The following is a 24,011-nucleotide window of genomic DNA, read 5'->3' on the forward strand; positions in this document are numbered from 1 at the left end:
GCAGGGCAGCGCTGGAGATCACTGGGGTACGGCTCAGCGCCGCAGGGAGCCGGGGATTTGAGGCGGGGAGTATGGCCGCTTCATGGGGAGGGCCGGGGGGTGCCCGTTGCGGGTTCAGGGGTGCGGAATCGTCGGTTGGGACGGGCGGTGGCTGACAGGCAGAGTGATGACTGTGCGCAGATTGATTCCGGCGGCTCGTACGGCTGGTCCGTCGGTGCGCAGGGTGGGAAAGCGTCGCAGGAGTTCGGGGAGGAGTTCGAGGGCATTGAGACGGGCCAGGGGTGCGCCGAGGCAGTAGTGGGGGCCCGCTCCGAAGGCGAGGCTGCGCTTGGGGGGACGGTGGAAGTCGAGGTCGTGCGGGGCAGGGAAGTGTTCAGGATCGCGGTTGGCTGCTGCGATCAGGGCGTGGACGAGGGTACCGGCCGGTACCTCGATGCCCGCCAGGACGGTGTCCTGGGCCGGGAAACGGACGGCGTTGTGGACGGAAGGGTCCCACCGCATCAGTTCCTCAACGGCCTGCGGCCATGCCTGGGGGTTGGTGGTCAGCCAGGCCGCTTGCCGGGGATGCCGCTCAAGGGCCGTGAGCGCGGTGGCGAACAGGGACGAGGTGGTCTCCACTCCCGCGCCGAGCAGGAAGACGACGTTCGCTGCGAGATCGCCGTTGGAGGTGGTATCGCGGGCCGGGTGCGTCTCGGTACGCCATCGTGTGAGCAGGCCGTCCCCAGGATGAGGTCCCGGCGCGGTCATGAGGGCCATGATGTAGGCGTGGAACTGGCCTGCAGCCTCATCGGCGGCGGTGATCTGCGCGGGTGTCGCGAACGGCTCGGTGAGCGGCGCGGTCTGGATGCTGTAGTGAGCGATGAGGGGCATGTCCTTGGCCGGGAGGCCGAGGATGGCGCACATGACGGCGACGGGCAGTGCGCGGGCCACGGTGCTCATGAACTCCGCCCGGCCGTGCTGCCGTAGTTCGGCTTCCAGCGTGTCGAGATGGTGGTGCACCAGGTCGCGGACGGTGGGCAGCATCAGGGTGAGCGCGCGCTGGGTGAAGGGGGCTGCGAGAAGGTGCCGCAGTCGGCTGTGCACGGGAGGGTTGAGCCGGGGCAGGGTGGCCATGACACCGATGCTGCTCCCGTCCGTGTGGACGCCGCGTGCGGTTCGCCACTGCTGGTCAGGGACCTGCCAGATGCGGTCGGAGAGGATGTGGGCGCATTCCTTGTACCCGGTGACGAGAAGTGCGTGCCTGCCCAGGCTTACCACGGGGCCGACCTGGCGGATCTCCTCGAACAGCGGAAAGGGGTCCTCCCGGCCCTGACGGGATTGGAGCCGTCGGATGACGCCTCGCGGCGCCGGGGGCGCGGACAGCGGTGCGGCGACGGCGTCCATGAACGGTGCGCTCCTTTGTGCCGGGTTGTTCAGGGGGTGCGGAAGGCCAGGACAACGTTGTGGCCGCCGAATCCGAAGGAATTGGACACGGCTGCCCTCACGCGCTGACGGGCCGCAATCTTCGTGACAAGGTTCAGATCCAGGTCCGGGCCGGGATTCTCGCAGTTGGCCGTGGGCGGGATGCAGGACTGCTCGATCGCCAGGACCGTCATCACCGCTTCGACGGCGCCTGTGGCTCCCAGAGAGTGCCCCAGCACACCCTTGGTGGAGGTGACATAAGGGCCGTGGGGCAGTACGCCGGTGATGACGTGTGCCTCGACGGAGTCGTTCAGGACGGTCGATGTCCCGTGCGCGTTGACGTGGTCGACGTCGCCGGGGTCGAGGTCCGCTGCGCGCAGCGCTGCCCGCATCGCCTGGCTTGCGCCCCTGCCCTCGGGGTGTGGTGCGGTGGGGTGGTGGGCGTCGGTAGCCGACCCACAGCCGGCCAGCAGGGCCCGGGGGCGGCGGTCGCGGGCGGCGGCGTGTGCGGCATGCTCCAGAACCAGAACCGCTGCGGCTTCGGCCATGACGAAACCGTCCCGGTCGATGTCGAAGGGCCTCGATGCGGCGGCGGGATCTTCGCGCCGCCGCGACAGGGCCCCGAGGTTCGCGAAGCCCGCCACCGTCAGCGCGGTGTTCGCCGCCTCCGTACCACCGGCGATGACGATGTCACACTCGCCCGAGGCAAGGAGGCCCCGGGCGGCGGAGATGGCCGTCGCCCCCGACGCACACGCCGTCGACACCACGAAGCTCGGCCCACGAGCACCGTAGGCCAGCGCGACTTCACCCGCAGCCATGTTCGGCGTGGTCATCGGAATCATCAGGGGAGAGACCGCATCAGGGCCCTGACCCAGAAAGCGGGAGTGCTGCTTCTCCCAGCTGCTCACGCCGCCCATGCCGCAACCAATGACGACACCGACCCGCTCTGCGTCCCAGTCCGCCCCGAGCAGAGCGGCATCGGTCAGCGCCTCGTGGGCGGCCACCAGCAGCAGTTGAACAGACCGGTCCAGCCGGTAGAGCGCACGCCGCCCCACCACACTGGTGTCCAGATTCTCAACGGAGGCACAGAAATCGACGGGGCACCCGGCCAGCCGCGGATGGGTGTTGGCTGCGGTGGAGGAACCCTCGCGTACCGTGCGCCAGGTGGCGTTGACTCCCGCCCCGGCGGGGGTGACCGTTCCTAGCCCGGTCACCGCGATCTCCGTACCGCTCATGATCCGGCCACGGCAACCGACATCATCTTGGCGTCGATCACAGCGGCCACCTCTGCCAGGGTGGAGCCCTTGCCGACGTCCGCGCTGCTCATCTTGATGCCGAACTCGTCCTGCACCATGGCCGCGAGCTCGGCCACCGCCAGCGAATCCAACTCCAGCGCCGACAAAGTGGCTTCAGCCCGGATCATCTCCACTTCGACCCCGAACGTCTCGTCCAAGATCTTGACCAGCTTCTCGTAGACCGCGCCCGCCATGGTTCCCTGTTCCTCACCGGCGGCCCGACCGGAAGATCCGCCGGGCTGCCCCTTCGTCATCTGCGCTGCCGCGCAAGACTGCTCCTGGACTCAACGAGCCGGTCGGCGCGGAGAAACGCACCGTTCACGCCACCTTCCCGGAACGGGGGATCGTAAGAGTACGGCTGGGACACAGGAGAAAGCCGGTGCGAGGACGCCCTCTGCTTCGCGAGAAGGGCCGTGAAGGCGCCAGCGGGAAGTCATCACCCGAAAGGGGCCCTCCGGCACCCGAGTTCACCCGTACGTGCGGCAACACCCCCACCGCAGCTCGGGCCAACTGCTACAAAGAGCCCGGCAGGATCGCCGCCAGCCCTCGCCTTCCTCCATGAGCCCGTGATCCTGCACCAGGTGGGCCCTCTCCGTCCCCCGCCCCGGCGCACAGAACACCCCACCTCCCAGAAGCGGACAACCCGATGCGACCACGCCTCCAGCGCGCCCAGACGGTCACCGACGCGGGGGTGGTCCTGGACGTCGAGACCCGGGCCAGCTCTTCGGCGCGCATCGCCCCCATCCTGGCCGTTCGCGCTCTCGCCGAGGGCGAAGCCGCGATCCGACCCCAGAGGAAGGCACTCCTGCCACTGGCGGACATCGTCTCTGTACGCATCGCAGGCGTCTCCGCCCCCGGCGTGCTGCCGAAGCACTGCAGTCTCGACGACCTCGCCGACGGCCTCGCCGCCGTACTGGACGACCTCGGACTGAAGCGGGTCAACGTATGCGGGACCTCCCACGGAGGAGAGATCGCCTACCGTTTCGCAGTGCGCCACCCCGAGCGCACAGGACGAGTCGTCCTCACCGGCACCACCGGACACCCCCGCGACCACCTACCGCTCGGCACCAGCCCCGCGGAACTGGCAGCCCGTATGAAAGGCCCGGCCCGCCACGGCATGGCGGACTACGTAGCCTCCACCATCCTCTGCCAGGACCCCGCACTGCCAGTACGCGGACGCGCAGCCCTGCGCTGGGTGATCGACGATCTCGTCAGCCACACCGACGACCAGCAGATCGACATCTGGATCCGCTGCATGGAACTCCTGCGCAACGCGCCTGAGCCCACCCCGATCACCGCCCCGCTGCTGGCCGTGACCGGCGAACACGACGTCGCCTCACGCCCCTCGGAATGCCGCGCCCTGGCCGCCCTCTCATCCCCTTCGGTCTTCGCCACCATCAAAGAAGCCGACCACTTCGTCTTCCTGACCCGCGCTCGCGAACACCTCGATGTCACCCGCCGATTCCTCCTCGACCAGCCCCTGACCGACCTGCCCTTCCTCGCCGCGCTCGAAGCGTTCCCCCGCCCCAGCACACCCATGACACCGCACCCGGCGTCACCATCAGCCTGACAGGAATGCCCGGCGGCGGAGGGGCGCGTGGCTCGGCCTGGCCGACGCAGGTGGGCGACACCGGCCGGGACATGGGTACCCGAGCCTGCCGTATCAGCGACTCCAGAGCGTGGGGTGGCCGCGAGGCGTTTCGTCGCGGAGCTTTTCCACTGCGTCCGCTCGACCAGACCCTTGGATTCCGGGGCGCGGGCTTTGCAGAGAACGAACTTGATGCCCAGCAGTCCGGCGGACGCCGCCAAATCGTCGATCAGATCGGCGCCGTTCCGCGAGGGGAGCGTCCGGGCTGTGATCCACTGCGACTACGCGGCGACCGTCACGAGCACCGGAGGATGCCCCGTCTGCCCGGAGCCGAGCGGAATTTCGGCGGCTGGGAACCGCGGATCGCACGGGGCGGTCTCGCCTGCCTCATAGACCGTCCGCGAGGCCGGGTCGACGGGCCGGTAGGACGTCCGCAGCTCTCGGATACGTTCCTTCAGAACGGTCAGGCCCCGGTCCCAGCCGATCCGATCAGCGATCACCGTCGTCGGCATCTCCGGGCACTGCTCGCGGAGTTCGCGGATCTGCGGCTCGACCGCGTCCACGATCGAATCCTTCGGCGCCCGCTGGTACTTCCGCGGCGCATCATCCGCGATGGCCCTGCGGACCGTGTTTCTCGCGATCCCCAGCTTCCGCGCGATCGCTCGCACCGGCATCTGTTCAGTCCGGTGAAGTCGGCGGATCTCCGCCCAGTCCTCCACGCCGATCACCCATCCTCCCGGTCTGACTCAACGAGCCAGACCCGTGGTGGGGGTCAACTTTCAGGCGTCGATCACGGTTCACTTCTGGGCCGTCGCCGACACACGGGGGAGCAGTGGGCGGAGGTCATCGGGCGGGACGGGGGATCGGGAACATCCCCACACCCGGCAGAGGTACGTCAGCAACGCTCACCACATCCATCACACACCGGTGATGCCCACCCGTGCACGGTCGGGTTCACCCCCGAATCAGCGCCAGAGCCCAAGATCTGCGCCAGAACCCTCGACTCGAACCACCGCTACGGAAGCGGAGTACGGCTCGTGATCACCTGTCCCTGACCGTGCAGGACTGGGCGAGACGGGCGAGAGCCTCCTTCGAGGGAGCGGAGAACGGCGCGGTCTCCAATGCCCGGAGCGCTTGACGGTACCGATTGGTGATGCGTGCCTCGACCATCTCCAGTGCCCCACAGGATTCGATGATCCGGCGAGCCGTGGTCACGCCGTGCTGGTCGAGCCCCGGGTCCGCCAGGAGTTGTTGGAGTTCGTGGCGGCCGGCCGGGGAGGCGTGACGCAGCGCCAGCGCCGCGAGGACGGTGTGTTTGCCGTCGATCAGGTCGTCGCCGACAGGCTTGCCGGTCTCCTTAGTGTCTCCGAACACCCCCAGGACGTCGTCGCGCAGCTGGAACGCTTCCCCCAGCGGATTGCCGTAAGCGGCGCACGCATCCAGGGTTTCGGGCTCGGCGTGGTTGAGTGAGGCACCGATCTGTAGGGGGCGCGTGATCGTGTAGAGCGACGTCTTGAGATGGACGATGGCGTACGCGACGTCCAGGTCGTGGCTCGGGCGTCCGGTGTGACGGAGGTCGAGGAACTGGCCGGTGAGGACTTCCTCCCGCATGGAGTGCCAGAGCGGCAGGACCTTGCTCTGCTGTGCGTGGGTGAGTCCGGCCGTGGTCACGAGTTGGTCGGCCCACATCGCGGTCAGGTCACCGGTGTTGATGGCCGCGTTCACTCCGAAGCGCAGTGCCTTGTTCCGGGTGGCGGGAGCGCCGTAGAAGCGTGGCAGGGTGTGGTGGACGGTGGCCTTGCCACGGCGCGTGGCGGATTCGTCCATGACGTCGTCGTGGATGAGCAGGGAAGCGTGCAGCAACTCGATGCCCGCGGCGATCCGCGTGATCTGACGGACGTCGCCCGTGCCGCCGGTGGCGTGCCATCCCACGGTGGCGAACAGGGGACGGACGAGCTTGCCGCCGGCGACGAAATCGCGGACCGCGTTGGCCATGATCGGCAGGTGCGGGTTGTGCTCGTCGGCGGCCTTCTCCTGGAAGAACCGCGTGAGACGGGTGTTGACCTGAGCGCGGATGCTGTTCAAGTCCAGTTCGGAAACGTCGGCCTGGGTACGCACGGAATCTCCCGGTCTGCGTGGGCACAGCAAGTGTCTGCTGCTCGGCACCGGAGAGATCGGGCGTGGGGACGCCGTTCCAGTGCCGAGCAGCAGAGGAGGGGGTGCCGTCAGACGCGGTCCGCGGCGATCATCAGGTACTGGAAGGCACCGGTCTCGTAGGCGTCGATGAAGTGCTCCTCGACGCCCGTGGTGAGTTCGGGATCGGTGGCACGAAGTTTCCAGTACGGCAGGGTGGCCTGGGTCAGGTCGGTGACCGCCACCGGAACGAGCCGGTTCGCGGTCATCTGCTTGAAGTACTCGCTGCGCCGGTGCACGTCACACGCGTACTGGGCGTTGATCATGGAGACCGCGCGGGAGGCACGCCCGTAGCCGTCGTTGATGCAGCCGGTGATCGTCACGTACCGGCCTCCCGGCTTGAGGAGGCGTTGGTACTCCGCGAACAGCAGCCCGAGTTCGACGTACATGGTCGACTCGTTGTTCCAGATAGCGTCGAACGAGCCGTCTGCGAAAGGTGCCTGCAGCATGTTCGCGACCTGGTAGCGGGCGCGGTCGGACACCCCCCGCGCGGCGGCGGAGCTGTTGGCGTCCTTGGCCTGAGCCGCCGACAGCGTGATTCCGTCTGCCGTGCACCCGAAGCGTTCTGCGGCCATGATGGACGTTGCCCCGCGGCCGCAGCCCGCGTCCAGGATGCGGCTCTCGCTGGTGAGCGCGCCGAGCTGGGAGATGAGGTAGGCGCCCTGTTCGGTTTCCAGCCGGTGCAGCTCCTGCACGACGGAATCGTGCCGCGAGGAGTCGTCGGTGATGTTCTCCCACTTGACCGGGCCGATGCCGTAGTGGTGGTGGAACAGGTTGTCCACGGCACCGAGTTCGTGGTTGACGGCGTTCTTCTCCGCGTTCCAGTAGTCGGCGATGGTGTGTTGGTAGGCGGAGGCTGCGGCCGTGTCGGAGGTGATGCTCATGGGGGTGTTCCTTTCAGGAGGTGTGGAGGAAGGGGGGAAGGTGGTAGCGGGCGGTGTTGGTGCGGTGCCACTCGTGGGAGCCGTCCACCCAGGAGTTGACGGAAGCCGCATAGCGGGCGGCGTGCGGAACGGGGAGCGTTGATACGGTCGCGGAGGCGTCTTCGAGCTGGTGCATGACGTCGTTGTGGATCTCGACCGACCGGTGAAACGCTTCTTCCTCGCCGACGTTCTCCTCTGCGGCCACGCACTTCGGCAGGTTTGCGTGGAAGCGCGGCAGGTCGCGTTCCTTTCCGTAGGAGTAGAGGTCGTTGGCCAGCGTCGTCGCCAGCCCGGCGAGCGCGAGCATCCGCTGCACCGTGCCGTGGGCGTGCAACTGCGGTGGGATCTCGTAGCCGTCGATCGCGTCGGCCACCGACAGACACGGCCGGAAGCTGTTCATCTGCCGGATCACCAGGTAGCTCCACACCGGGGGCGCCGACGCATCGATCCGGTGTGCGGCCTCCGCCAGATACCCCATGTGCAGTTTGGCCAGGTCGTGAACCTCCCGGTCGGCCTGCGAGGCGGACGCGAGCCGGCGGAAGTACACCATCGACGACCGGTACGCCCGCAGGGGAGCCTCCGCCTCGATCGCCGTCCGCCACTGAGCTCCGTAGGGGGGCGGGTGCACCGTCGGATGCAGCGCGGACTGTGCTGTCAGGAGTCGCGCCGCCAGTCCGTGGGGGCCGCCCCCGTGGTCCTCGCAGTACATGTCGTCGACGGCGTTCTCCGCGACCAGCAGCCGCGAGGCGGCCATCAGGTGTTCGATGGTCGGCGCCGCCGGGTGGCACAGCACTACCGACCGGCCGAACTGGAAGTCGCGGAACTCCCCGGCCCAGTCGGGCGGGTACAGGTCGACCTCGTCGCGCGCCCACGCGTCGGTGAGCTCGTCCACGCGGGTGATCCGCGCCTCGTCCGGTGGCGGCACCGGGCGCCGGTACACGCCCGGGATCTCCAGCGCGCCCACCGGCTCCTGGCGCTCGGACGGCGCTTCGCGGGGGCCGGGCCGCCTGCGGGGCGCACTCGGGAAACCGGTCGCCAGCGCTGTCGGCGGTGTGCCCGTCATGTGTGCACCTGCCCGATCGAGGCGTTCTCGAGGATGCCGGCCGCGTCCGGTGTCAACAGCGCGCACGAGTAGTAGCAGGTCACCAGGTAGGAGATGAGTGCTTGGTCGTTGATCCCCATGTGCCGTACGGACAGGCCGGGTTCGAGCTCCTCCGGCAGTGGCCCGGGCAGGAGCCCGACCGCGCCCTGCGCCTCCTCGCCGAACCGCAGCGCGATGAACGAGGACGTGTACGTCGGACTCACCGGGATCTTTGAGCACGGGTACATCGGCACACCGCGCCACGCCAGGTACCGGGACCCGTCGTCCCCCTGGGTGGCGTCCACGGTCAGTCCCTGCCGGTTGGCCTCCCGCAGGAACGCGGTGAGCGCCTTCGGATGCGCGAAGATCGCGTGGGTCGAACGCCGCATCGCGATCAGGTTGTCGATGTCGTCCGGCGTCGGCGGACCCGAGGCGGTGGAGATCCGCTGCTCGAAGTCTGTGTTGTGCAGCAGCCCGAAGTCCGGGTTGTTGACGATCTCCCATTCTTGACGCTCGCGCAGCTCCGCCACCGTCAGGCGCAGTTGCTCGGTGCTCTGGTCGAAGGGGTCGTTGTAGAGGTCCGCGACGCGCGTGTGGATGCGCAGAATTGTCTGCGCGAGCGACAGCTCGTATTCGCGTGGCTCCAGCTCGTAGTCGACGAAGGTGGAGGGAAGGCCGACCTCGCCGTGATGCCCCGACGACGTCGTGATCTCGGCTTCGCCCTTGTGGTTCTGCGGGCGCTTCTGGCGCTCCAGGAACGCGTCGAGGTGCTGGGCGAGTGCCGGGGCGTTCGCCAGCAGGCTGTGGAAATCGGCCCAGTCCAGTACGAGAGCGGTGGTGTCGGTGTCCGCGCGGGTGGTGAACGGCCACACCGGATCCTCTGCCTGGTCGAGGACCTCCTGCCCCACCTGGCCGCCGTCGGTGACCACTCCCAGGACCTGCGGGTTCCCGAACGGGCCCTCCGCGTACCGGGTCAGACGTCCGTGGGCGATGAGGAACGCCTCCCTGACCGGCCTTCCCGCCTCGGTGATCATTTCGTTCGCGGGGATGTCGCGCGGACGGAACAGGTCCGCGATGCGGCTCAGCACGGATTCGTCCTCGAAGCCCCGCAGTGCCGGAAGTTCGGTGAGGGTGGCGGGGATGACGCGAAGGGTGCCGCCGGTGTCGCGGGTGAAGGAGCACCGGCCGTGTCCCGCGCGCAGGGACAGACGCCGGTTGACGCGGTAGGTGCCGCCCTTGACCGCGACCCAGGGCAGCTTGCGGCTCAGCCAACGGCTGGTGATGCCCTGCATCTGGGGTGGTGTCTTGGTGGTGGTGGCCAGCATGCGTGCGCCGGCGGTGGTCAGGGCCTGGTGCTTCCGCGTTTCCTCGGGCTGTTCGGATCGGAGAGCCACAGTGATTCCTCACAGATGGTTGATGGGGGGAGAGCTGCCGCGATCACGCGAAGAGGCATGGGGCGCGGAACGGTCGGCAGGGGGAGCGCCAGTGCGCCGGAGCGGTGCTCGGCGTGCTGGTGGCTCGGAGCCTTCTCGTACGGAAGGGGCCGTGCTTCACGGGTAGCGGCTCAAGGTGTCCGGCCGCGATCTCCTGCGGAGTGGTTCCGTCCTGCCGGAACAGCGGCGCCTGCCACAAAGCCGATCCCGCAGGGGCCGTCGGGCCTGCACTTCCGTGCTTCGCCAACAGCCGTTTGTCGAGTGACCCGGCGGTCGCGCCAATATGGATTGGCACCCCGGCGGGATCGGCCGTCTGTGTGATTTTCTCCGTTGACTCGTTTTCTGGAGTTGCCCGCGCCGGCGTGCGCGCCGGTGCATTCACCGATCCGTTCGGTGGGAACGGGTGCCAGGCCAAACGAACTCGAAGATGTGTGCTGATTGTTGCGGTGTGCGGGGTGGCCTTCTAAGCGTTTGAGGCCCGGAGCACTGCGGTAGTAACCCTTGCCGTCTCACGTCTCGCAACAAGATCCTCGCTGCCCGCACACTGCTTCTCCGTCAAGAATCGGCGGCATTTCCCGATCTAGTTGAGCAAGGTCCTTTCCTGGGGGGCATTGGCCCCCTGGGCGGGCGACATCCGGCCCGCAGAAATTCAGCGGGCGGTGATGAGGGGGCTTCGTTATCGGGCCTCTTTCCCCACCTGTCTCTCTTCATGGATGGAGTCATGGATGGAGTCGCTTTTCCTCCGCGTGGTCGGCGCGCGTACGACAATGCCGAGGACGGGGCAATGTCAGTGCACCAGTTATGAGGCGGCTGGTGCAGCCCTTGAGGGCAGTGGACGCAGCACATACGTTGCACCCTTGTGCGGTTGTGAAATCTCCGCGCGAAGGGCTCATGAGGGAAGGCAACTGTGTCTCGGACTCCCAACGTACGATTGCGCTCATTACTGGAAGCCGCGGGCTGGAACAACGCACAAGTGGCCCGGATGGTCGTCGCCATAGCGGCTGAGCACGGCGAACACCTCACCTGCGACCGGTCGACCGTAAGCCGCTGGCTGGCAGGCCACCAGCCGCGCCCGCCCGTCCCCACCTTCCTCCTGGAAGCGCTGGCACGAGGGGTGGGCGGGGTCGTCACCCCGCAGCAGGCCGGACTCACCCGGGCTCCCACGCCTGCTCTCGACCACTCCCTGGGGGTCGACCCTGTGCTCAGACTGACCCAACTCGCCTCGGCCGAACTGGACAGCAGCCGAAGGAAGTTGCTCGGAGCCGCCGCGTTCAGCCTCACCGCTCTGGCGGTCCCGGCCCTCGCTGCCCCGTCATCGCGCCCGCGACCGCTGAGAAGCCAGGACCAGGATGTGGAGATACAGGCTGCCCAGATGCGGGCCATGGCCACGATGTTCGCCAACGCGGCCGAGACCCACGGCGGTGGTTGCATACGGGCGCCCCTGGCCGCCTATCTGGCCCATGACGTGTCCCGTTGGCTCCGTACGCCCATGAGCGACGAGAAGTACCGCCCGCTCTTGTCGGCTGCCGCCCAACTCACCCTCCTGCTGGGCACCATGTGTGTCGACGGCGGCGACCACGCGCTGGCCCAGCAGCACCATCGCACCGCGGCAGAGCTGGCTGTCGAGGCGGCGGACCACGGCACTTTGGCGGTGTCCCTGCGGGCAATGGCCACTCATGCCTACGAGTTGGGTCACCGTGGCCGGGTCGTGTTGCACCTCATGGAACGGGCGGTGGAGTCCGCCCGCCGTGCCTCCCCTGTCACCCAGGTGTACGTCCAGGCTCATCTGAGCGTGCTGCAGGCCCACCACGACCGGAGGGAGGCACTGGCCGGACTGGCCCGCACCGAGAGGCTCTACGACCAGTCAGATTCCACGCCCGGAGCCTTCACGGCCTATCCGCCGGGCGGGCTGCACTACCAACGCGCGCAGGTCCACCTTGCCTTGGGGGACATTCCCCAGGCCGCTGCCGCCCTCAAGACGTCCCTGCGGCTACGTACTCCCGCCGAGCACAGGGCAAGCGCTCTGACCCATGCGCGCCTCGCGGAAGTGCTCCTGTGCCAGGGGCACTTGGATGCGGCGCTCGCGCACTGGGGCGACTTCCTCTCCGCCTACCCCGCTCTGCGTTCGGCCCGGACCACCCAGCGTCTGACCGTCATGCGCCAGCAGCTCCAGCCCTACCGGAAGCACAGGCCGGCCGCTGCTCTGCTGAACCGACTGCGAGAACTCACCTGACGTGATCACCGCCGAGGCGGGGCGACCGAGTCCGGTACGCGATCGTCCACCGACAGGGGTCACCGAGGAGCGAGTGCTCCCAGGGCGTCCCTGCGAAGTCTTCCCGCGCTGCGTCGGCATGGCCCCGCCCCGCCGGCTCAGCTCTCCGCGCCTGCCGTCGTGGTGTTCGGCGCGGTGTCCGGCTGCGGGGCCGGGTGAGAAGACCGGCCGGCCAGCGGCGATGCAGACAGGGGGCGCTCGTCGGCAGGCGGCGAGTGCGGGAACGCGGCGGGCGGTGCGGCCGAAGGCGCTGGGAGGCAGGCAGCGGTCAGCATGGGGTCTTGCATGGGCACCTCGCAGGGATTGCCGGTCGGAGTCCACTCGCGTGCCGGAGTCCACTCGCGTACCGGACGGTCACGGATGACGCGGAGCCATGCTTGTGCCGCGTGGGCCGTCCCGTAAGCGTGTGCGTGCTGTGCTCCGTTGGCGCGCCCGGCGCACAGGCGCGCAAGGGTGCACACCCTGGGTGATCGCCGGGGGCGGTTCCGATCGTTTCTCCCGTACGGACCGGACGGGTGGAGCCCCGCATCGGTGGTTCACAAGCGCACAACTCATCAACAGGTGCACGCCTCCCACCGGGTGGGCCCCTGGCGCAGTACCGGGGTGTCGGGCTTCCTTGATATGCGTGCCAGTGATTGACGGCGAGAGGCCGATCACCCTCTGCCACGCGTGCGCCGTCCATCGGACGTGCGACGCAACGGAGCTACGGCTGCCGGTGTCGAGGACCCGCTCAAGGGGCCCTCTGGCGCGAAGCCAGGCGCTTCACTGCCCTCATTCGCTCTGTTGGAGTGTCACATGCATCAGCCTTCGCAGGCGGCCGTTGCCGCAACAGCCGGTGGTACCCAGCCGGGCTCGCGACTGACCGGTCTCGGCGCCTACCGCCCCGAGCGCGTCGTCTCCAACGAACAGGCCGCAGTACAGGCGGGTGTGGACCCTGAGTGGATCACCCAGCGTGTGGGCGTGCGGGAACGGCGCCACGCCAACGACAGCGAAACGGTGGTCTCCATGGCGGTGGCGGCCGGGAAGGAGGCGCTGGGCGACGCCGGGGCCGCTCCCGCCGATGTCGACGTCGTGGTGCTGGCCACGTGCTCCATGCCTTCGCCGATGCCCAACGGGGCCGCTCAGGTGGCCGCGTTCCTGGGCTGTCGAGCCGTTGCCGGTTTTGACTTGAACGCGGCGTGTTCCGGCTTCAGTCACGGCCTGGCGGTGGCCGACGCGTTGGTACGCGCCGGAACCGCACGCTCCGTGCTGGTGATCGGATCGGAGCGGATGAGCGACTGGGTGACGCCGACCGACCGCAACACCGGGCCGATCTTCGCCGACGGAGCGGCGGCCGCACTGGTGCAGCCCTCTGCGCTGCCGCACATCTTCCCCGTGGCGTGGGGGAGTGACGGCAGTCAAGCCGATCTCATCAAGATCGATGCCACGTCCGGGCACATGGAGATGGCCGGACGCAAGGTGTTCCGCTGGACCACCAGTGCGCTCGCGGGAGTCATGCAGACGGCTTGCGACCGGGCCGGCCTGAGCCCCGGACACTTGAAGGCGTTGATTCCGCACCAGGCGAACCTCCGCATCCTCGACATCCTCCAGCAGGGCCTCAACGTCGATCAGCTGCTGGTTGCCGACGATGTCGTCCAAGCAGGCAACACCTGTGCGGCCTCCGTGCCCCTGGCCTTTCACGCGCTGCGCCAACGCGGGGTGATCACCGCCGGAGATCCCGTCCTGCTCTTCGGTTTCGGAGCCGGGCTGACGTACGCGGCACAAGTCGTCCACTGCCCATGACCAGCCCACCCTGCCGGTCCACCGTGCCCGTCCACCGTGCCTGCCGTGCCTTCGGGAACGGCGTGAACCACTGCCAAGGGAGAACACCATGAGTACGCACACGTCCACACTGGCCCTGGTCCAGCGTCTCGTCGCGGTGATCGCCGAACGCCCGGAGGCAGACATCCTGCCCGCTGACCGGCTCGTGGAGGACCTGAACCTCGACTCCCTCCAGATCACCGAACTCGCCCAGAAGCTGGAGAGCGAGACGGGCAAGTCCATCGACGAGGACCTGCTGAACGCGGACGGCACCACCGTTGCCCGGTGCGCCGACATCACCGACGCGGCCTGACAGCCGAGTCCCGGGGCGCCCGATTCGCCGTCCCGATTCCTCGCCGGGCGCTCTGACCGGAGCGCCGGGCGCAGGTCGCCTCGCCGGCCGGCGCCTTCGTACGCCCAGCCTGCGGCATCCACCCCCAGCACAGAGGAGTTGCGAGCCGTGCCCCTCCCCGTTCCTCCACCCGGCGTGGCCGACTTCCACACCTGCGCCGAGATCGCCTGCGACATCTACCGGGCGGCCCGCCTCGCGGCAACAGCTCGATTCCCGCACCACAGTCCTCTCGCACCGGGCTGCCTCGATCAGCCGTGCCCAGACGCCGAGCAAGGTCTTCCGCACATGACACACGACTCGCGCGAGTCCGCCCATGACATGCCCGCCCTCACCCCCATCAGGCCACCGCGGAGCAACGACGCCGCTGACCCCGGTGGTCGTGCTCACGGCAAGGTGATCCTGCTCGGGGAGCACGCCGTGGTCTACGGTGCTCCCGCCATCGCCTTGCCCGTGCCGAGCGCACAGTGCCGTGCCCTTGCCGTGCCCGTCGAAGGCAGCGAACGCGGACTCGTGAGTTTTCGCGTCGGCCAGTACGTGACGTCCCCACCGGCTTCCGCGGCGAGGGCACCGGACATCGAGCCCCCGCAGGCGTTTCGGGCGCTGGTGGACGCGGCCCTGGGCGCTGCGGCGACCCATCAGGTGCGGGGAGTGGACCTCTACGTGGAGAGCAACATTCCGCCCGGCCGCGGCCTGGGTTCCAGCGCCGCCTGCGCACGGGCGGTGACCGAGGCCCTCGACCAGCTGCTGCAACTGCACCTGAGCCCCTCCGCCGTCTACCAGTTGGTGCAGCTGGCGGAGACAGCGGCCCACGGCCGCGCCAGCGGTATCGACGCCCATGCCACGGGCAGCCCGTACCCGCTCCTCTTCAAGGACGGTCTGACGAGCACCCCCACCGTCGCACGTCAGGCGTGGGTGGTGGTGGCCGACAGCGGGACGTCGAGCAGCACCCGACAGGCCGTGGAGATGCTGGCCGAGGTCTTCGCCCGGGACCCGTCCCGCCGGCGTGCCTTCGTCGAACACTCCAGGACCCTCACCGAGGAAGCCCTCGACGGGCTGGCCACCGGTGACGTGCGGGGTGTGGGCGAGCTGTTGACCGCTGCCCACCGCAGGCTGAGGACGCTGGGCCTGGTGACGGAGCAGGTTCACGCGTTGGTGAAGGAGGCTCAGGCCGCCGGTGCGCTGGGCGGCAAGATGACGGGCGGCGGCCTGGGCGGCTGCGCCATCGCCCTGTGCGACTCAGCAGCCGGTGCCACAGCCGTAGCCGTGCGGCTGCGTGCCCACGGTGCTGTACGCACCTGGATCGTCCCGCTCGCACAGGGGGCCACGGCATGAGTACCTCTCCCATGGAAGCGACGGCCGTCGCCCACCCCAACATCGCCTTGGCCAAGTACTGGGGCAAGCGGGACGAGGCGCTGGTCATCCCGTGTGCGGACAGTCTGTCCATGACCTTGGACGTCTACCCCACGACGACGAAGGTCCGGCTTCGCCCCGGTGCGGTCGACGACGTCGTACTCATCGACGGCGAGGTGGCGCAGGGCGAGAGCAGAAGGCGGGTGGCCCGCTTCCTCGACCTGGTGCGGCGGAACTCCACGGTCCCGCACCCGGTGGCAGTGGACACCCGCAACACCGTTCCGGTCGGTGCCGGGCTCGCTTCCTCGGCGGCGGGATTCGCCGCGCTCTCGCTCGCCGCCGCCACCGTCTACCGGCTCGACCTCGACGCGATGGCACTGTCACGGCTGGCACGTCGCGGCTCGGGATCAGCCGCACGTTCGATCTTCGGGGGCTTCGTCCACTGGCATGCGGGAGACGCAGACGCTCCCGATCCGGATCTGGCCTCCTACGCCGAGCCCGTGACCGGTGTGCGGCTGGACGCGGCGCTGATCGTCGTCCTGGTGGAACGCGGCCCCAAACCCGTCTCCAGCAGAGAGGCCATGCGCCGGACCCAGGCCACGTCGCCCGCCTACGCCGACTGGCTCGCCACCACCCACACCGACGTTCCCCTCCTGCGCAAGGCCCTCGTCGCGGGGGACCTGGAAACCGTGGGCCGCATATCCGAGCGCAACGCCCTGGGCATGCACCTCACGATGGAGGCCGCCGTGCCGCCGGTCGTCTACCGCACTCCCGCATCCCACCGCGTGCTCGCCCACGTGAGCCGGCTACGGGACTCCGGGGAGCGGGTGTGGGCAACGATGGACGCCGGACCCAACGTCAAGGTGCTGTGCCCCGCGACCGAGGCCGTACGACTGGCAGATCGGCTGCGCGCGGCCACCGGCTGTCCCACGCTCGTCGCACGGGTCGGTCCCGGTACCACCTTGCGACAGAAGCGAGCAGGCTCATGAACTCAGTGAACCCCACAGCCGTGACCGCCAGGGCTCCGGGCAAGCTGATGATCGCCGGCGAGTACGCGGTCCTGACCCCGGGCCGACCCGCGATCGTCGCCGCCGTCGACCGGTACGTCTCCGTCACCGCCACCCCGTGCACCACCGGTGGCGACGTGGAACTGGTCACCGATCTCCTCTCCCACCCGGTTCCGCTGCGCCGTACCGCAACAGGACTGCGGACCCTCCTCGACCGGGACCGGGAGCACCTGACCGGGGCGCTGGAGCGCCTGGTCGCCGTCGTGCACCTCATCGACGGGCTGAGGGCCGAACTCGGCATGGAACCCGTACGGGTGCGGCTGGCGGTGCGCAGCGCCCTGCACGAAGCCGGGACGAAGATCGGGCTGGGTTCCAGCGGGGCGGTCACCGCTGCCGCCGTACACGCCCTGACCCGGTTCACGGGCATGCCGCTGGCCGCCGAAGTGCGGTTCAGGCTCGCCCTGCTGGCCAGCATCACCGTCGATGCCGCCCCCTCCGGAGCCGACGTGGCGGCCAGCGTCTGGCACGGCTGGATCTGCTACAGCCCGCCGGACCGCACCGCGCTGCTCCACTCCCTGCGACGGCAGGGCGTCGTACGCACGCTGTGCGCACCCTGGTCGGGCTGGGCCGTCCAGGCCCTGCCCCCGCCCGCAGATCTGACGCTGATGGCGGGGTGGACCGGCTCTCCCGCCTCCACGTCCGGCAAGGTGAGCGAGCTGCGCACCCTCGGATGGTGGAAGTCCCGGGCGCATCACGACTTCCTGGCCCGGAGCGGCGGGGTGGTCAGCGCCATGGGCAGCGCTCTCGAGCAACGCGAGCCGCAGTTGCTGTTGAACGCCCTCGACCGGGCCGGTGCCCTGCTGGCCGACCTCGACGGGGAGACCGGGCTGAACATCTACACCGACCGGCTGACCGCACTGTGCCGCACCGCACGGCAGTGCGGGGCAGTGGCCAAACCCTCCGGTGCCGGAGGCGGAGACTGCGGCATCGCGCTCCTGTCCTCTCGCGTATGTCCGGATGCGTTGCGGCACCGGTGGTCATCCGAGGGCATCACACCGCTCGTCCTGTCCACCGCGCCCCCGCCCACGGCGGAAGCCGGGCCGCCGCAGCGGGTCGGCCCGCAGGCTCCCGACTACCTGCGCGGCGCGCTGACCCCACTGATCGAAAGGGCTCCACGGTGAACGCATCCCGCAAGGACGACCACGTGCGTCTGGCGCTGGCCCAGCATGCCCGCAACTCCGCGTCCGATGGCACCAGTCCCGATTCTGGCACTGGTCCTGGTTCCCACGGCAGGGCGAACCAGTTCGACGACGTTCACTTCGTGCACCACGCCCTCGCGGGCACGGACCGGGAGAAGGTCAGCCTCGTCACCGAATTCGCGGGTATGACCTGGCCGGTGCCGCTCTACATCAACGCGATGACCGGAGGCAGCGTCAAGACCGGTGAGATCAACCGCGACCTGGCCGTCGCCGCCCGGGAAACCGGGCTGCCGATGGCCACCGGCTCCATGAGCCCGTACCTCAAGGACCCCGCCACGGCGGACACCTTCGCGACCGTACGGCACCACCATCCGCACGGCTTCGTCATGGCCAACATCAACGCCCTCGCCACACCGGAACAGGCCCGGCGGGCCGTCGGCCTCCTGGAGGCCGACGCACTGCAGATCCACCTCAACACGGTGCAGGAGACGGTCATGCCGGAAGGCGACCGGTCCTTCGGCTCCTGGCCCGCCAACATCGAGGCGGTCGTCGCCGCCGTGGACGTGCCCGTCATCGTCAAGGAGGTCGGCTTCGGCCTCAGCGGTCGCACCGTCCGCCTGCTGGCCGGGCTGGGCGTGGCTGTTGCCGATGTGGCCGGGAGCGGCGGCACCAACTTCGCCGTCATCGAGAACACCCGCCGTGAACACGCGGACTTCGCCTTCCTCGAAGGCTGGGGTCTGAGTACGCCCGCGGCGCTCCTGGACGCGCGGGGGAGTGGTCTGCCGCTGCTCGCCTCCGGAGGCGTCCGGCATCCTCTGGACGTCGTACGCGCACTCGCTTTGGGCGCGCACGCGGCGGGCGTCTCCGGGCTTTTCCTCAGCACGCTGCGACGCGACGGCCTCGACGCTCTCGTCACCCGGATTCATCAGTGGCTGGAGCACATCACAGCCCTCATGACCCTCCTGGGAGCTCGGACACCTGGCGACCTGAAGTCCAGTGACCTCGTGCTCACCGGCGACCTGAACAACTTCCGTACGCAGCGTCGCCCAGCGCCGTTTGCCCCGCCGAAGGGAACATGATGACCGCATCCACCGCGCCTGCGAGTTCCGTACCCCCGCAGCACCGTGCACCGGCGGGGGCCTTCGCACCGGTTCCCCTGCGCTGGGTCGGCCCGCTGAGGGTCTCCGGCAATGCCGCCGAAGGTGACATCGAAGTCCCCCTGGCCACCTACGAGTCGCCCTTGTGGCCCTCGGTGGGGCGCGGCGCCCGCGTCTCCCGGCAGGTGGACGGCGGCATCACGGCCACGCTGGTCGACGACCGCATGACCCGTTCCGTCCTGATCGAGACAGCGGATGCCGCTGCCGCCCTGGCAGCAGTACGTTCCGTCGACGACCGTCTCGACGACCTGCGTGCGCTCACCCGCACCACCAGTCGCTTCGCCCGCCTCCTGGCAGTGCGGCACGAGATCTGCGGCCCGTTGCTCTTCCTGCGCTTCGAGTTCACGACGGGTGACGCCGCCGGCCACAACATGGCTACCCTCGCTGCGGACAGACTCCTGGCCCACTTGCTGGAGACGGTTCCCGGCACCCGCTACGGCTCGATCTCCGCGAACTACTGCACTGACAAGAAGGCATCCGCCGTCAACGGAATCCTCGGCCGCGGCAAGAACGTCACTGCCGACATCCTCATACCCCGGCAGACCGTCACCGGCCTCCTGCACACCACCGCCGCACGCATCGAGCACCTCAACGTCAGCAAGAACCTGGTCGGTACCGTGCTGGCGGGCGGCATCCGTACCGCCAACGCCCACTACGCCAACATGCTCCTCGGGTTCTACCTGGCCACCGGTCAGGACGCCGCCAACATCGTCGAGGGCTCCCAGGGAATCACCTGCGCCCAGGACCGCGACGGTGACCTGTACTTCTCCTGCACCCTGCCCAACCTGATCGTCGGCACCACCGGCAACGGCAAGCACCTCCCTGCCGCCGAGGACGCGCTCAGGCGCCTGGGCTGCCGCGAAGAGCGCCCCGTCGGAGACAACGCCCGGCGGCTGGCGGCCCTCGCCGCCGCGACGGTCCTCTGCGGCGAGCTGTCACTGATGGCCGCCCAGACCAACCCCGGCGAACTGATGAAGGCCCACACCCGGATCGAACGCGGCGGCGGAGACCCTCATGCCCACTGACCTGCCGGTCGGCATCCACGACCTGACCTTCCGAACCACCAGTCTGTCCCTGACCCACGCCGAGCTCGCCCGGCACACCGGCGCCAGCCTCGCCAAGTACCACCAGGGAATCGGCCAGCGGGCCATGAGCGTCCCGGCGGCTGACGAGGACATCGTGACCATGGCCGCCGATGCCGCAGCCGCCCTGATGGAACGCCACGACCCGCACAAGATCCGCACCCTGCTGTTCGCCACGGAAACGGGCATCGACCAGTCCAAGGCAGCAGGCGTCTACGTCCATTCCCTGCTGGGCCTGCATCCCCACATGCGCGTCGTCGAACTCAAGCAGGCATGCTACGGGGCCGCCGCCGCCGTGCAACTGGCCACTGCCCTCGTCCACCAAAACCCCGCCCAGCAGGTCCTCGTCGTCGCCAGTGACATCGCCCGCTACGACCTCGACAGCCCCGGCGAAGCGACCCAGGGCGCCGCCGCGGTCGCGATGCTCATCGCCGCCCACCCCGCCCTGGCCGCGATCGACCCCGTCGCTGGCCTGTACACGCGGGACGTCATGGACTTCTGGCGGCCCAACTACCGCACCACGGCACTGGTCGACGGAAAGAAGTCCTCCGACGCCTACCTCCACGCCCTGGACCACGCCTGGGCCGACCACCAACGGCGTGGCGGACAGGCCCTCAAGGACCTGTACACCGTCTGCTACCACCAGCCCTTCACACGGATGGCCCACAAAGCGCACCGGCATCTGCTGCACACGGCGGGCACCGTCGCCGACCACGGCGACATCGACCGGGCCATCGCGCCGACCACTACGTACAACGAGATCGTGGGCAACAGCTACACCGCTTCGGTGTTCCTGGCCCTGGCGTCCCTCCTGGACGGCACCGCGCTCCTCGACGGGGTCTCCATCGGTCTCTTCAGTTACGGGTCCGGCAGCGTGGCGGAATTCCTCACCGCCCGTGTCACCCCCGGCTACCGGGACTTCCTCCACGTCGCGGAACACCAGCGGGCCGTCACTCTGCGCCGCGAGATCACCTACGCGGACTACCGGCGGCTCCGTGCTCACACACCGCCCGTCGACGGCGGGCACTGGGACGCCCCTCAGACCTCTCCGGGACGCTATCGGCTGACCGGAATTGATCGACACCAGCGGCTCTACGCGTCCACCACCGCGGATCGCTAGCGCGCCGGTGGATACCGCTCACACGCGACAGGATTCGAGTTTCCTCACACGCTTTTACCCGGTTCTACCCGGCTGAGGAGTTCTTGGTCGAGGAGCTCGCGCTCGGCCGTGGCAAGGACGGGCTCCGGCGAGACATCGTCAGGGTTGCGAAAGCTGCTTCCAAGCTCTACTGAGAACGCCGCTTCCTGACGTTCAGTAGCTGCCGGAACCGCTCTTGGCGACAGACCCGGTGGAAGGAGCCGTTAGCCTTCCGCCCTGCCCGCGGTCAGGTGCGAGCCGTCGATGACATCACCGGCCACCGCGCAGGGCATTGCGGAGACGTTCGAGACCTGCTGAGGAGACGAATCGGAGACGACCTGATTCTTGCCCCCATGAGGAATTCTCGTCACTGCTCCTTGCGTGTCGGTCGCGAAGATGTGCGTTGAGGCACCGCCCGTTGGCGGGGCGAACACGAGACTGTAGAAGAGAGGATCATTCATGGGGTCATGAAGTCGCAAAACCTCGCAGAACGGCATGCGCGGAACGTGCACGTCGCGGAGCCTCACCCGAAGCGGGGCCCCGCACTGAGCCAAGTGACGGTCAGCCCGTTCGCCAGCCGTCCGCCAGCCGTCCGCGGTGGCCAACCAGTGCGAACACACGCAGGGCGGGATCAGCGACTGGCTCACCGCGCTGGAGAACGGCGAGCACGTCACCGACGTCGCGGGAGCCCGGGTTGCGGTGATCCATCACTACGGCATCGAAGGAGCGACTGTTCGCCGGGAGCAGCGATGACCGAGCGACGTGCCTGCCCGCCTGCCTCGGGCCCGTTTGAGGCGTACGTGGCCCGTTCTGATGATCTGCTGGCCGCGCTGGCCGCGCTGGCCGCGCTGGCCCGGCGGCGCGGCCTGCGCGAGTACCTCACCGCTCTGCTGGTGCCGCGCGACCGCAACAAGACGCTGACCTGTCTGGCCGGTGCGAAGCCGGTGACCGGCTCGCAGAACGCGGCCGTGCAGCGATCCCAGTTCCTCCCGCCGGAGTCCACCTGGGACGACGCGTTGGTCAACGACCGGCGCCTGCAGCTGATCCGTGCCGATCTGGCGACCGCCCCACATGATCAGGAGGTACTGGTCATCGAGGATTCCGGTGACCACAAGGACGGCACCGCTACCGCGCACGTGGGTCGCCTGTTACTGCGCCGACTGGGCAAGACCGACAACGGGATCGTCACGGTCACCACGGTGTGGACCAACGGGCGGATCAGGGTCGGGCTCTTCGTCCTAGCTAAGGATCTGGCCCTTGATTCCCGCGAGGTCAAGTTCCCACAGCGTGAGTGTGAGACCGCACAGGCGGCACTCGAACTGCCGCGGGAGGAACCGGATCTGGTCGCTTACTTGTGGTCCCGGAGGAAGGCCGGGATGTCGGCTCGGGTCGGGTAGTCGGGCAGCGGTGCGGGCTTGTCTTGGAGGAACGCGGTGATGGCGGCGGCTGCTCGTTGGTCGTTGTCACCCAGGCCGTTCCACATGTGGTGGCCGACGCCGGGCATGTACTGGGTGCGCTGGATGGCGGGGTTGTCCGCGAGGACGGCTGTCTGCCACTGCCGGGCCTGGGAGGAGCACTCGGCGATCATCAGCATCGCGGGTGTCCGGGAGCGCCTGAGCTGCGGGGCGATGGAGGGGGAGTCTTTGATCGTTTGCTGGATGCGGAGGCTGGCGGCGGCGCTGAAGGAGAAGTTCTCCGCAGTGTCCTCGACCGGGATGCGGTGCGCGTCCCGCGCGCAGTAGGCGGACGCGGTGTCGCTGCCGAGATCGGCGGCGGTGAAGGCGTTGTCGCCCTCCGCCTGCCCTACCAGTCCGTTGTCCGGGCTGAGCAGTCCGAGCCGCATGAGGCCGAAGGCGACCGCGTACCGCGGGATGTGTGTGGAGCGCGGGCCGGTCATGGCCGGTGCGATGCCGTGGGCCGATGGCCGGCCCTTCTGTTCGGCCATCCGGGCGGTGGGGCCGTCCATCGGGCCCGGCTCGGCGATGACCGCCCGGCGCAGGTGGTCGGCGATGGCCGGGTCGGCCAGCGCGCGGGTGAGCACGACCGCGCCTGAGGAGAATCCCAGTACGTCGGCGCGGCCCTTGCCGAGTCTGCTGACGAGGGCGCCCAGGTCGTGGACGGACCGGGTGATCGAGTACTGGCCCATGGGCAGCAGGTCGCTGCGTCCACCACCGGCCTGTTCGTAGGCGTACACGTCGTAGCCCTGTCCCGCGAGCCGCTGCAGGAAGCGGTGGTCGAGCACGGAGATGCCGCGCACCGGGCCGCCGTTGAGGTAGACGAGCGGGACGCGCTGCCGGGGGGTGTTGCCGGTGGGCGGGTAGTGGTAGACCGCGACCCGGCTGCCGGTGGTCAGGCGCCAGTGCTCGGCGGTCACGAACGACAGGGCGGGCGGGCGGTGGCGCGTCGTGGGGACGGTGGGGACGCACACCGACAGCGTCAGGGCCGCTGCGACGAGCACCGGCAGGAAGGGCACCAGCCGCCCCCGCCAAGAACGGCGGCGGCCCCGCCACAGCGCTGCGAGGACCGCGATGCCGACCGTCGCGGACCAGGCGACGAATCCCGAGCCCGCGCCGTCGGTGGCGGCGGTCAGCGCCAGGAAGAAGGCGACGAGGCCCGCCACCGCGGCGGTGGCCGCCAGCAGGCGGCGGACAGGGTGCAGGGGACGTATGACGGACGGTGGCATGGCGAACTCCCCAGAGTTTTGGAACGTCGTTTTGAAACGATGTTATCAGCATGGGTA

21 protein-coding genes are annotated in these 24,011 nt (G+C 69.0%); 12 read left to right on the top strand and 9 right to left on the bottom strand.

Annotation, left to right across the window (positions count from 1 at the left end):
* Positions 1-114: 114 nt before the first annotated feature.
* Genes OG897_RS30265 through OG897_RS30275 form a run of 3 tightly spaced genes read right to left on the bottom strand, consistent with a single transcriptional unit; the run spans position 115 to position 2,950 of the window.
* Positions 115-1,383, bottom strand: coding sequence for a cytochrome P450 (locus tag OG897_RS30265; RefSeq protein WP_266661725.1), 1,269 nt, complete (start codon positions 1,381-1,383; stop codon positions 115-117).
* A 29-nt stretch (positions 1,384-1,412) separates the two neighbouring features.
* Positions 1,413-2,636 carry a beta-ketoacyl synthase gene (locus OG897_RS30270; RefSeq protein ID WP_266661726.1) on the bottom strand — a complete coding sequence of 408 codons (1,224 nt, stop codon included), beginning with the start codon at positions 2,634-2,636 and terminating at the stop codon, positions 1,413-1,415.
* Entirely contained in the window at positions 2,633-2,950 is a 318-nt protein-coding gene (locus OG897_RS30275) for an acyl carrier protein (protein WP_266661727.1), read from the bottom strand. Before OG897_RS30275 ends, OG897_RS30270 begins: the two co-directional genes overlap by 4 nt.
* A 392-nt stretch (positions 2,951-3,342) precedes the next feature.
* On the opposite strand from OG897_RS30275, the gene OG897_RS30280 reads away from it, so the two are divergent.
* Entirely contained in the window at positions 3,343-4,266 is a 924-nt protein-coding gene (locus OG897_RS30280) for an alpha/beta fold hydrolase (RefSeq protein ID WP_266661729.1), read from the top strand.
* A gap of 299 nt (positions 4,267-4,565) precedes the next feature.
* Here OG897_RS30280 and OG897_RS30285 read toward each other — a convergent pair whose 3' ends face one another.
* The 5 genes from OG897_RS30285 to OG897_RS30305 form a co-directional block, all read right to left on the bottom strand.
* Entirely contained in the window at positions 4,566-5,012 is a 447-nt protein-coding gene (locus tag OG897_RS30285) for a helix-turn-helix domain-containing protein (protein ID WP_266661731.1), read from the bottom strand.
* Positions 5,013-5,325: 313 nt separating this feature from the next.
* Positions 5,326-6,402 carry a polyprenyl synthetase family protein gene (locus tag OG897_RS30290; RefSeq protein WP_266661733.1) on the bottom strand — a complete coding sequence of 359 codons (1,077 nt, stop codon included), beginning with the start codon at positions 6,400-6,402 and terminating at the stop codon, positions 5,326-5,328.
* A gap of 107 nt (positions 6,403-6,509) precedes the next feature.
* The gene (locus OG897_RS30295) at positions 6,510-7,361 is read right to left on the bottom strand and encodes a cyclopropane-fatty-acyl-phospholipid synthase family protein (RefSeq protein WP_266661735.1); all 852 of its coding nucleotides are present in this window, start codon (positions 7,359-7,361) and stop codon (positions 6,510-6,512) included.
* A gap of 13 nt (positions 7,362-7,374) precedes the next feature.
* Positions 7,375-8,463: a 2-methylisoborneol synthase gene (locus tag OG897_RS30300; RefSeq protein WP_266661737.1), complete on the bottom strand. Its 1,089-nt coding sequence runs from the start codon at positions 8,461-8,463 to the stop codon at positions 7,375-7,377.
* On the bottom strand, positions 8,460-9,875 hold the full coding sequence (locus OG897_RS30305) for a family 2B encapsulin nanocompartment shell protein (protein ID WP_266661739.1): 1,416 nt from the start codon (positions 9,873-9,875) through the stop codon (positions 8,460-8,462). Before OG897_RS30305 ends, OG897_RS30300 begins: the two co-directional genes overlap by 4 nt.
* 970 nt (positions 9,876-10,845) lie before the next feature.
* Between OG897_RS30305 and OG897_RS30310 the strand changes: the two genes are divergently transcribed.
* The 11 genes from OG897_RS30310 to OG897_RS30360 all read left to right on the top strand — a co-directional run bounded on the left by OG897_RS30310 (position 10,846) and on the right by OG897_RS30360 (position 22,668).
* A complete protein-coding gene (locus OG897_RS30310; RefSeq protein ID WP_266661741.1) occupies positions 10,846-12,147 on the top strand; it encodes a lipopolysaccharide assembly protein LapB in 1,302 nt (433 codons plus the stop codon).
* A gap of 834 nt (positions 12,148-12,981) precedes the next feature.
* Positions 12,982-13,968, top strand: a complete 987-nt coding sequence (locus OG897_RS30315) for a beta-ketoacyl-ACP synthase III (RefSeq protein WP_266661743.1) — start codon at positions 12,982-12,984, stop codon at positions 13,966-13,968.
* 88 nt (positions 13,969-14,056) lie between these two features.
* Positions 14,057-14,299, top strand: coding sequence for an acyl carrier protein (locus OG897_RS30320; protein ID WP_266661745.1), 243 nt, complete (start codon positions 14,057-14,059; stop codon positions 14,297-14,299).
* A 324-nt stretch (positions 14,300-14,623) separates the two neighbouring features.
* Positions 14,624-15,670 carry a mevalonate kinase gene (gene mvk, locus OG897_RS30325; RefSeq protein WP_266661747.1) on the top strand — a complete coding sequence of 349 codons (1,047 nt, stop codon included), beginning with the start codon at positions 14,624-14,626 and terminating at the stop codon, positions 15,668-15,670.
* Positions 15,667-16,677: a diphosphomevalonate decarboxylase gene (mvaD, locus tag OG897_RS30330; protein WP_266661749.1), complete on the top strand. Its 1,011-nt coding sequence runs from the start codon at positions 15,667-15,669 to the stop codon at positions 16,675-16,677. Before mvk ends, mvaD begins: the two co-directional genes overlap by 4 nt.
* Complete coding sequence (locus OG897_RS30335; protein ID WP_266661751.1) at positions 16,674-17,876, top strand: phosphomevalonate kinase; 1,203 nt, start codon at positions 16,674-16,676, stop codon at positions 17,874-17,876. The genes mvaD and OG897_RS30335 overlap by 4 nt, the downstream gene beginning before the upstream one ends.
* Positions 17,873-18,973, top strand: coding sequence for a type 2 isopentenyl-diphosphate Delta-isomerase (fni, locus tag OG897_RS30340; RefSeq protein ID WP_266661753.1), 1,101 nt, complete (start codon positions 17,873-17,875; stop codon positions 18,971-18,973). Before OG897_RS30335 ends, fni begins: the two co-directional genes overlap by 4 nt.
* Positions 18,970-20,076, top strand: coding sequence for a hydroxymethylglutaryl-CoA reductase (locus OG897_RS30345; RefSeq protein WP_266661755.1), 1,107 nt, complete (start codon positions 18,970-18,972; stop codon positions 20,074-20,076). The genes fni and OG897_RS30345 overlap by 4 nt, the downstream gene beginning before the upstream one ends.
* On the top strand, positions 20,066-21,253 hold the full coding sequence (locus OG897_RS30350; protein WP_266661757.1) for a hydroxymethylglutaryl-CoA synthase: 1,188 nt from the start codon (positions 20,066-20,068) through the stop codon (positions 21,251-21,253). Before OG897_RS30345 ends, OG897_RS30350 begins: the two co-directional genes overlap by 11 nt.
* 615 nt (positions 21,254-21,868) lie before the next feature.
* Complete coding sequence (locus OG897_RS30355; protein ID WP_266661759.1) at positions 21,869-22,024, top strand: hypothetical protein; 156 nt, start codon at positions 21,869-21,871, stop codon at positions 22,022-22,024.
* Positions 22,021-22,668 carry a transposase gene (locus OG897_RS30360; protein WP_266661761.1) on the top strand — a complete coding sequence of 216 codons (648 nt, stop codon included), beginning with the start codon at positions 22,021-22,023 and terminating at the stop codon, positions 22,666-22,668. Before OG897_RS30355 ends, OG897_RS30360 begins: the two co-directional genes overlap by 4 nt.
* Here OG897_RS30360 and OG897_RS30365 read toward each other — a convergent pair.
* Positions 22,620-23,954, bottom strand: coding sequence for an alpha/beta fold hydrolase (locus OG897_RS30365; protein WP_266661763.1), 1,335 nt, complete (start codon positions 23,952-23,954; stop codon positions 22,620-22,622). The two genes, OG897_RS30360 and OG897_RS30365, sit on opposite strands and share 49 nt — an antisense overlap.
* Between the last annotated feature and the right edge of the window lie 57 nt (positions 23,955-24,011).

It is taken from the genome of Streptomyces sp. NBC_00237, from assembly GCF_026342435.1.
GTDB lineage: Bacteria > Actinomycetota > Actinomycetes > Streptomycetales > Streptomycetaceae > Streptomyces.

Bases quoted from the DNA above. Each gene is read 5' to 3' on its own strand.
- OG897_RS30265 (WP_266661725.1), bottom strand. From the start codon at position 1,383: ATGGACGCCGTCGCCGCACCGCTGTCCGCGCCCCCGGCGCCGCGAGGC.
- OG897_RS30270 (WP_266661726.1), bottom strand. From the start codon at position 2,636: ATGAGCGGTACGGAGATCGCGGTGACCGGGCTAGGAACGGTCACCCCC.
- OG897_RS30275 (WP_266661727.1), bottom strand. From the start codon at position 2,950: ATGACGAAGGGGCAGCCCGGCGGATCTTCCGGTCGGGCCGCCGGTGAG.
- OG897_RS30280 (WP_266661729.1), top strand. From the start codon at position 3,343: ATGCGACCACGCCTCCAGCGCGCCCAGACGGTCACCGACGCGGGGGTG.
- OG897_RS30295 (WP_266661735.1), bottom strand. From the start codon at position 7,361: ATGAGCATCACCTCCGACACGGCCGCAGCCTCCGCCTACCAACACACC.
- OG897_RS30300 (WP_266661737.1), bottom strand. From the start codon at position 8,463: ATGACGGGCACACCGCCGACAGCGCTGGCGACCGGTTTCCCGAGTGCG.
- OG897_RS30315 (WP_266661743.1), top strand. From the start codon at position 12,982: ATGCATCAGCCTTCGCAGGCGGCCGTTGCCGCAACAGCCGGTGGTACC.
- OG897_RS30320 (WP_266661745.1), top strand. From the start codon at position 14,057: ATGAGTACGCACACGTCCACACTGGCCCTGGTCCAGCGTCTCGTCGCG.
- mvk (WP_266661747.1), top strand. From the start codon at position 14,624: ATGACACACGACTCGCGCGAGTCCGCCCATGACATGCCCGCCCTCACC.
- mvaD (WP_266661749.1), top strand. From the start codon at position 15,667: ATGAGTACCTCTCCCATGGAAGCGACGGCCGTCGCCCACCCCAACATC.
- OG897_RS30335 (WP_266661751.1), top strand. From the start codon at position 16,674: ATGAACTCAGTGAACCCCACAGCCGTGACCGCCAGGGCTCCGGGCAAG.
- OG897_RS30345 (WP_266661755.1), top strand. From the start codon at position 18,970: ATGATGACCGCATCCACCGCGCCTGCGAGTTCCGTACCCCCGCAGCAC.
- OG897_RS30350 (WP_266661757.1), top strand. From the start codon at position 20,066: ATGCCCACTGACCTGCCGGTCGGCATCCACGACCTGACCTTCCGAACC.
- OG897_RS30360 (WP_266661761.1), top strand. From the start codon at position 22,021: ATGACCGAGCGACGTGCCTGCCCGCCTGCCTCGGGCCCGTTTGAGGCG.
- OG897_RS30365 (WP_266661763.1), bottom strand. From the start codon at position 23,954: ATGCCACCGTCCGTCATACGTCCCCTGCACCCTGTCCGCCGCCTGCTG.